Origin of the sequence: Clostridium sartagoforme AAU1, from assembly GCF_000401215.1 — a bacterium.
GTDB lineage: Bacteria > Bacillota > Clostridia > Clostridiales > Clostridiaceae > Clostridium > Clostridium sartagoforme.
Window position 1 is genome coordinate 1 of sequence record NZ_ASRV01000145.1, and the last position, 6,709, is coordinate 6,709.

Annotated in this window: 7 protein-coding genes; 3 read left to right on the forward strand and 4 right to left on the reverse strand. The window is 26.7% G+C overall.

All coding sequences use genetic code 11. From position 1 onward, the window contains the following. Positions 1–352: 352 nt before the first annotated feature. From A500_RS11365 to A500_RS11380, 4 genes are all read right to left on the reverse strand, one after another. The gene (locus tag A500_RS11365; RefSeq protein ID WP_016207733.1) at positions 353–763 is read right to left on the reverse strand and encodes a hypothetical protein; all 411 of its coding nucleotides are present in this window, start codon (positions 761–763) and stop codon (positions 353–355) included. A gap of 112 nt (positions 764–875) precedes the next feature. Then, positions 876–1,970 carry a sensor domain-containing diguanylate cyclase gene (locus tag A500_RS11370; protein ID WP_016207734.1) on the reverse strand — a complete coding sequence of 365 codons (1,095 nt, stop codon included), beginning with the start codon at positions 1,968–1,970 and terminating at the stop codon, positions 876–878. A 149-nt stretch (positions 1,971–2,119) separates the two neighbouring features. Then, on the reverse strand, positions 2,120–3,238 hold the full coding sequence (locus A500_RS11375) for a Ger(x)C family spore germination protein (protein WP_016207735.1): 1,119 nt from the start codon (positions 3,236–3,238) through the stop codon (positions 2,120–2,122). Then, positions 3,235–4,650: a spore germination protein gene (locus A500_RS11380; protein ID WP_016207736.1), complete on the reverse strand. Its 1,416-nt coding sequence runs from the start codon at positions 4,648–4,650 to the stop codon at positions 3,235–3,237. Before A500_RS11380 ends, A500_RS11375 begins: the two co-directional genes overlap by 4 nt. Positions 4,651–4,880: 230 nt before the next feature. Here A500_RS11380 and A500_RS11385 point away from each other — a divergent pair, with 230 nt between their 5' ends. From A500_RS11385 to A500_RS20425, 3 genes are all read left to right on the forward strand, one after another. After that, positions 4,881–5,975, forward strand: coding sequence for an endospore germination permease (locus tag A500_RS11385; protein WP_016207737.1), 1,095 nt, complete (start codon positions 4,881–4,883; stop codon positions 5,973–5,975). A 191-nt stretch (positions 5,976–6,166) separates the two neighbouring features. Next, positions 6,167–6,322, forward strand: coding sequence for a zinc-ribbon domain-containing protein (locus A500_RS11390; protein WP_016207738.1), 156 nt, complete (start codon positions 6,167–6,169; stop codon positions 6,320–6,322). Between the two features lie 151 nt (positions 6,323–6,473). Next, positions 6,474–6,620: a hypothetical protein gene (locus A500_RS20425; RefSeq protein WP_156174343.1), complete on the forward strand. Its 147-nt coding sequence runs from the start codon at positions 6,474–6,476 to the stop codon at positions 6,618–6,620. The last annotated feature ends 89 nt before the right edge of the window (positions 6,621–6,709 follow it).

Below are 6,709 nucleotides of genomic sequence, written 5' to 3' on the forward strand. Positions count from 1 at the left end.
TTTAAAACAAAGGAGTAATTCTTAACAATAGAATTACCCCTACTTACTACTTTTTCGACATTTAATTTTTATTAATTTAGATTTCCCGAATTATTACTAGAATTCCTTTACTTAATATTTGAACTTTAAATTCCAAATAAAACTTACTTATTTAACAACTTAATTCTTATAATCCGGTTTATCTAAGACAATCTTTAACTACTTAAGCTTTTCTATTTAAGCTTTTCTTAACTCTCTAATAACGTATCAGTTATAAATTATCCAGTCCTTTAATCTTTAAATTCTATAATCCACTCCCGATAAATTACTTAATTTTTAATAAAATTTTTAACTAATTCATTTTACCAATTCTCTAAGCCACATATTCTCTTATACAATCTGGTAGATCATCAGTACATTCACAATTTAAATTTATATATAAATTTAAATTATATCTTTGAGAGAATTCCTTTAATTTTCTAAAGAGATTCGTTGATTCCGATATATTATTAACTATACTAGATAAAGCGTCTATATATATATTTTCTACATCATAATTTTGAGATATAACTCCACAAAGTAAACCATAAAAGCTCTCACAATCTATTACGCCAAGTTCATTAGTATTTATAAACCTTATCTTACCTCTAAGCTGCATCATACGTCTTGCATCGTCATCAATATAAACTGAATCTCCTTTTGCTTTATTTGAATGTTCATTAGCAAGTTCTATTAACCTTTTGGTTTTACCTGCCCCTCTTCTTGCACAAAAGACTTGAATCATTGGAATCCACTCCCCCTAATAGAATTTTTTTTATTCTCTTAATATATGTATATTCTATTTAGTTGAAAATATTTACAGAATATTTTAAAAAATAAAAAGATAGTGTGTTCTATTACATCACTATCTTTTTACCTAAAAAATGAGAACTCATTACTTTGTTTTTTCCTGCATGTTTTGCTTTATAAAGGTATTTATCTGCACAATTAATAACAGCTTCTAGATTTTCTCCGTCATATGGATAAAAACCAACCCCAAAGCTTGCAGTAATATTTCTTCCAAGTTCTTCTTTTGATATAAAGTTTTCTGATACCGCTTCCCTTATATTATCGATTCGCTCGTATACCTCTTCATTACTGTCTGTACAATCTATATATAATATTATTTCTTCTCCACCATATCTTGCTATTATATCCTTTGGATATAGCATATTCCTAATTAAATTTGCGGTTTCTATCAATACTTTATCTCCAAATTGATGTCCTAAAGTATCATTAATCCTTTTAAAATTATCTAAGTCAATCATAACTATTGCATATTTTTCTATTTTACCATTAGTTAATCTTTCCTCTATAATTTCATAAAATGTCTTTCTATTATAAATTCCAATTAAAGCATCACATTGTGCTGCCTTTTCTATCTTTTTATATAAAATAGAGTTTTCTAAAGCAATTGCTATTTGACTTGCTATTGAAGTTAAGAAAATTTCGTGAAATTCAGATAGAAAATTATAGTGGGTATGATCCACTATTATATAACCTATAAAATTTTCTCCAACTTTAATTGGCACACCCATTCGTGAATGAATAGATATACCATTTAACTCGTCTTCTATTATTGGCTCCTTTGAATTTAAAATAAAAGTCTTATGTTTACTTATGTATTTTTTACATTCTTCTGTAAGGCCTATACTTTCTTCTGTGCCATTAGTAGCTTTTATCACAAATTTAAAATCTTCTAGTAAATATATGGTGGATTGAGTAACTCCTATAATTCCTATAATCATATCATTTATCATTGGTATTATATTTTTACTACTTAAATTTGAATTTATATAATTGCTAATTAATATTACATTAGAAAGCATATCAAGGTTTTTTTCATATTGAACATTAGCAGAACTTAATTCCTGTATTTTTTCTTCTGTGATTTTCTGATAGCTTTCATACTCTGACTTAAGTTGCTGATACTTAACTTTATAATCGTCCATACTCCCTCCCTATTTCATCTAACATAGTATGAATCGAATCCAGACAATCTATAAGTTAATATTACTTTATTTTCCTTTTAATATCAATAGATTTTTACATTCAAAATTGTTTTCAATATAATATTTGTAATATAGTATAACTAAACTATCTATAAACTATCTTTAATTAATCCTGTTCCTTCAACTATTATGTTTACATTTACTTCTAAGTCAGTTTTTGATATAGGATTATATACTGCTGCCCTTGGATAATGTATATCCAAAAGCCTTTCTATTTCAAAAATATCAAGTTCCTTTTCTTTATATTCAACAAATATATTTTTAATATAACTTTCTACTTCCTTTTCTTTAACCTCTTTTATATATTTTAATAATTCCTTATCAACAATTAACCTTCCTTGTGTTTCTGCAACAGATACTTTCATCTCTAAATTTTTAATTAATTTAATATTCTCTCCATCGTATTGAATTTTACTTTCTGTGTTATTATCTAATATATCTAATGTTATAAATCCTTGTTGTGATTGAGGATTAGACATTTCTAGAGTTCCTCTTCTTATATTATTCATAAGTAGATTGTAACTCATTGCATCTTTAGCATCAATTCTTTCCACTAATATGTTATCTTTTATTATTGCTCCTCCGCCAATTTCAATTTTTTTATCTAAAGCGTCTTCCCTTATTTCAATAACTCCCACTATATATGTATCACTAGCTGTTACTGAATTATTTAGGTAATCATTCATATTAGCTCTCATTGCCCTTGGATTTCTTTTATTTTTATGTACTAATTCTTCCAAATATAGTCCTAAATACTCTTCATCACTTGAAGTTATTTTTAGTAAGTCCTTAACTTCTCCAAAATAAACAAACATATCTGGTTTGATTTGGAATTCTTGACTATTATTTATTAAGTCTATGTATCTTTTTATACCATCTCTTGCAGCATTTTCTGTAAAAATATAAGCTCTATTTTGAGAGTAATTCAATTCAAAACTAGATGCTAAATTTACATCTCTTAGTGCTTCTAACGCTGTTTTACCTATACCCTTATATATTATTCTCTTTCCTTTATCTGAACTTTCATTAGTACTTCTGTAAGGTTTCACACAATCTACATAAACTATTGCTCTTCCAAAATCATCTGTATCAAAAATAACGCTTGTAGCAAAACTTACTTTATTTATATCTCTATAATTAAAGCACCCTACTAAGAATAAGGGGATAAAAAATACTGTTATAATTTTACTTAACTTCTTGAACTTCATTTTTCATCCCCCTTTTTTATGAAATCTTTTGAAATTTTTTCTAAGTTTCCTCTGAGTACAACATCTTTAAATCTATATTCATTAATACTTCCAATTGGGAATAAAAATTGATACCCTACTGAATCTAGCTCTGCTAATTGAATTAATAATAATAAAGCTCCACATAAAAACCCAGGTATTCCAAAGGCTGCCGAAAACGCAACTAATACTAGTGCCCAGAATGATAATGCTCCATATAGCTTTGGAATTAAAAAATATGATAGTGTACTTAATGCAACTACTATTATAGTTATTCTTGATGCTATACCAGCTCCTACAGCAGCTTCTCCTAGAATTAAACCTGAAACTATACTCATTGCTCCACCTATTGGCTGTGGAAGTCTTAGCCCTGCTTCTTTTATAAATTGAAATGCAAGCATCATTAATATAACTTCAACAAATGTTGGAAAGGGAACTCCTGCCCTAGATACCGCAAGCCTAAACATAAATAATGATGGTATAGTAGAAAAATGATAAGTTATTATTGCTACATAAATTCCTGGTACCATTGTTGCAACAAAAAACGCACACCATCTTAATATCCTATTAAAATTTGTATGATATTTATTCAAATAATAATCATCTGGCATTTGAAAGTTTTCTAAAAAAAAGTATGGTACGGTAATTACAAAGGAAGTTCCATCAACAATTATAGCAACTCTTCCTTCTAGTAGTTTTGCACCAATCTCATCTGGTTTTTCAGTATATCCTACTGTATCAAAAAGACTTTTTTGACTCTTAAGCTCATCTTCTATATAGTTGGTATCAAATATAAATCTTAAATCCAAATTTTTCACTTTTTCTTTTATATCATTAACTAATTCCTTCGGTGCAACACCATCTAAATAACATACAGCTACTGCAGTATTTGATTCTTCACCTACTACTATTGCTTCAAATTTTAGATTCGGATTTTTCACTCTTTTTCTTATTAACGCAACATTATGTACTATTAATTCATTAAATCCTTCTCTTGGTCCTTTTAAAACTGATTCTGTTTCAGGAATTCCAACGCCTCTTACTGGAAACCCCTTAGTTTCTACATATATTATCTCTTCAAAATCATCAAATACTATTATTGGATCACCAGATAATATATGCATTATTGCATCATCTCTATCTTTAGCAATATCCGTTGCACCTATATTTAATGCATTTTCTATTACTTCTTTAACAGAAGTTATTTTACCTCCATTTGGATGAAGTTCACCAAAACCTCTCAATGGTAAAACGACGTATTCACTTATCATCTGCATATTACATAGATCATCAATAAATATTACTGTTGCTTTACCTAAAACCGTTTGAACCGGCCTATATTTAACATCAAAAGAGTTTTTCATTTTCTCTTTTATATATTCTAAATTATTCATATACATCACCTGATTGTATTATTTGCTGAAAAATTGTTTAATATTCATTTTTTTGCTAATACTAAAAAGAGTGAAAAAGTGAAAGATTTAAAAAGTGAGCGAATTAAAGTTAAACTCCTTTGGAGTTTTTTATTAATTAAGTCCTTAATTTGGCAAAGCTAAATTATTTCAATAATTTTTCATTCTTTCTCTCTTTCACTTTTCCCATTAACTTTAGAAGGGTGGTAAATATGAATAAAATTTCTAGTAAACATTTTATATTATTTATAATTGGTGTAGTAATCATATCACTAAAAACATATCCATCAATTTTCATAGATATAGGGGGAAGAGATACTTGGCTTGCTTCTTTAATAGCTTCAATAATATTTGTTATTTTCTTAATGTATATAGTCAATATTTGCAATGTTACTAAAACCTTTGATATAAATTATATTTTTGCGCATTCTATGCCAAAAGCACTAAGCTTTATTCTAATGCTTATATTTATAATCACTTTATTTATAAATGCAATTGAAGCTGGAGCTCTAGAAGCTAATATATTACATTCTACATTGTTTCTTGAGACTCCTGTTTGGTATGCCTTGGCATTTTTCCTACTGCCATCACTTTTTATCTTTAATAAAAGACTACGTACTATATTAATATTTGTTTTAGTTAGCGTATTTATAATAATAATAAATGGAATTATCTTCTTTGCTCTATCTCAAAGTTATAAAGATATAAATAACTTACTTCCTGTACTTGGTAGTAATATTTCTTATGGCTTTGTTATTTCAACTTTACTTATTTTAGGTGGATTTTCTTCATTTATGATAGCTATTCCATTTTTAAAGTTTATTGATAAAGTTGAGCATATTAGAATACATACACTTTACGCTGGTATTATTTCAGCTGCATTTATTATTATCTCTTTTGTAGGGGTTATAACTGCCTTTGGCCCACTAAGAGCTGCTAATATATTTTATCCTGAATTTATACTTGGGCAAAGGATAGAATTTGGTGGATTCATAGAATTTGGTGAACTATTTTTCTTGATTCAGACTGTAATTGGATTTTTTGTTAAATATGTATTATCAACCTATAGCATTTTATTAATTTGTGAAAAATATATTAAAAATAAGCGCATTTTTATTGGAATATATACATTTTTAATATTTGTTTTTTCTAATTTCTTAGGAATGAATAATTACTTACTTTATGATGCTTTGAAGTATTTACAAATACTTAATTTATTCAGCTTTGTTTTATTACCAATTATAGTATTTTCATTATATTACCTGAGGCATAGCCCCAAAAAAAGCTTAATGAAAAAATCTAAATAATTAGAAATTTCAAAATAATCTGATTTTTTTATTATATACTCTTGAAATAATATCATTTTGTGGTATAATTATTTTGAAAATTTAAATGATTAGGAAAAATTTCGATATATTCTCTCCCCTTAAAGTTCATTATTCACCTTAAGGAAGAAATTATCAAGTTTGTCCTTATGAATTTTAAGGAGGATTTCAAAATGGAAGATAAAAAAATAATTTGTAAAGATTGTGGAAAGGAATTTGTTTTCACAGTTGGAGAACAAGAATTCTACAAGGAAAAGGGATTTGATAATGAGCCAGTAAGATGCCCTGATTGTAGAAGAGCTAGAAAAGCACAAAATAACAGAAGATAGTTTCTGTTTTAAAAGACTAATCATTAATTTGATTGGTCTTTATTTCATTTTTATCAAATTATAAGAAATCCTATATTTTATAAGTATTTTTTCTTTAAATCTACATAAACTATTATCTGCAGCTAATATTTTTCGAAGGAGGATTTTTTTAATGAAATTAATAAAGATGTTTTTTACAATATCTGTTTTATTAGGATTATTTGCTTTAATATTTAAATATTCAATTTGGTCAATAAATATAATATTGCTTGCGGCTATTTTATTATTAGTAGTAGATATTTTTTATGCTAAGGCTTAAATTTATTATCTACGTACTTTGAAAGAATATCTTATAAGATAACTTTATTTTATGATAACTTTGAGATTAATAAAATATTTTAAATTATA

What these genes read in the sequence shown, in the direction of transcription:
- A500_RS11365 (WP_016207733.1), bottom strand. Translation starts at nt 763, where the DNA reads ATGATTCAAGTCTTTTGTGCAAGAAGAGGGGCAGGTAAAACCAAAAGG.
- A500_RS11370 (WP_016207734.1), bottom strand. Translation starts at nt 1,970, where the DNA reads ATGGACGATTATAAAGTTAAGTATCAGCAACTTAAGTCAGAGTATGAA.
- A500_RS11375 (WP_016207735.1), bottom strand. Translation starts at nt 3,238, where the DNA reads ATGAAGTTCAAGAAGTTAAGTAAAATTATAACAGTATTTTTTATCCCC.
- A500_RS11380 (WP_016207736.1), bottom strand. Translation starts at nt 4,650, where the DNA reads ATGAATAATTTAGAATATATAAAAGAGAAAATGAAAAACTCTTTTGAT.
- A500_RS11385 (WP_016207737.1), top strand. Translation starts at nt 4,881, where the DNA reads ATGAATAAAATTTCTAGTAAACATTTTATATTATTTATAATTGGTGTA.
- A500_RS11390 (WP_016207738.1), top strand. Translation starts at nt 6,167, where the DNA reads ATGGAAGATAAAAAAATAATTTGTAAAGATTGTGGAAAGGAATTTGTT.
- A500_RS20425 (WP_156174343.1), top strand. Translation starts at nt 6,474, where the DNA reads ATGAAATTAATAAAGATGTTTTTTACAATATCTGTTTTATTAGGATTA.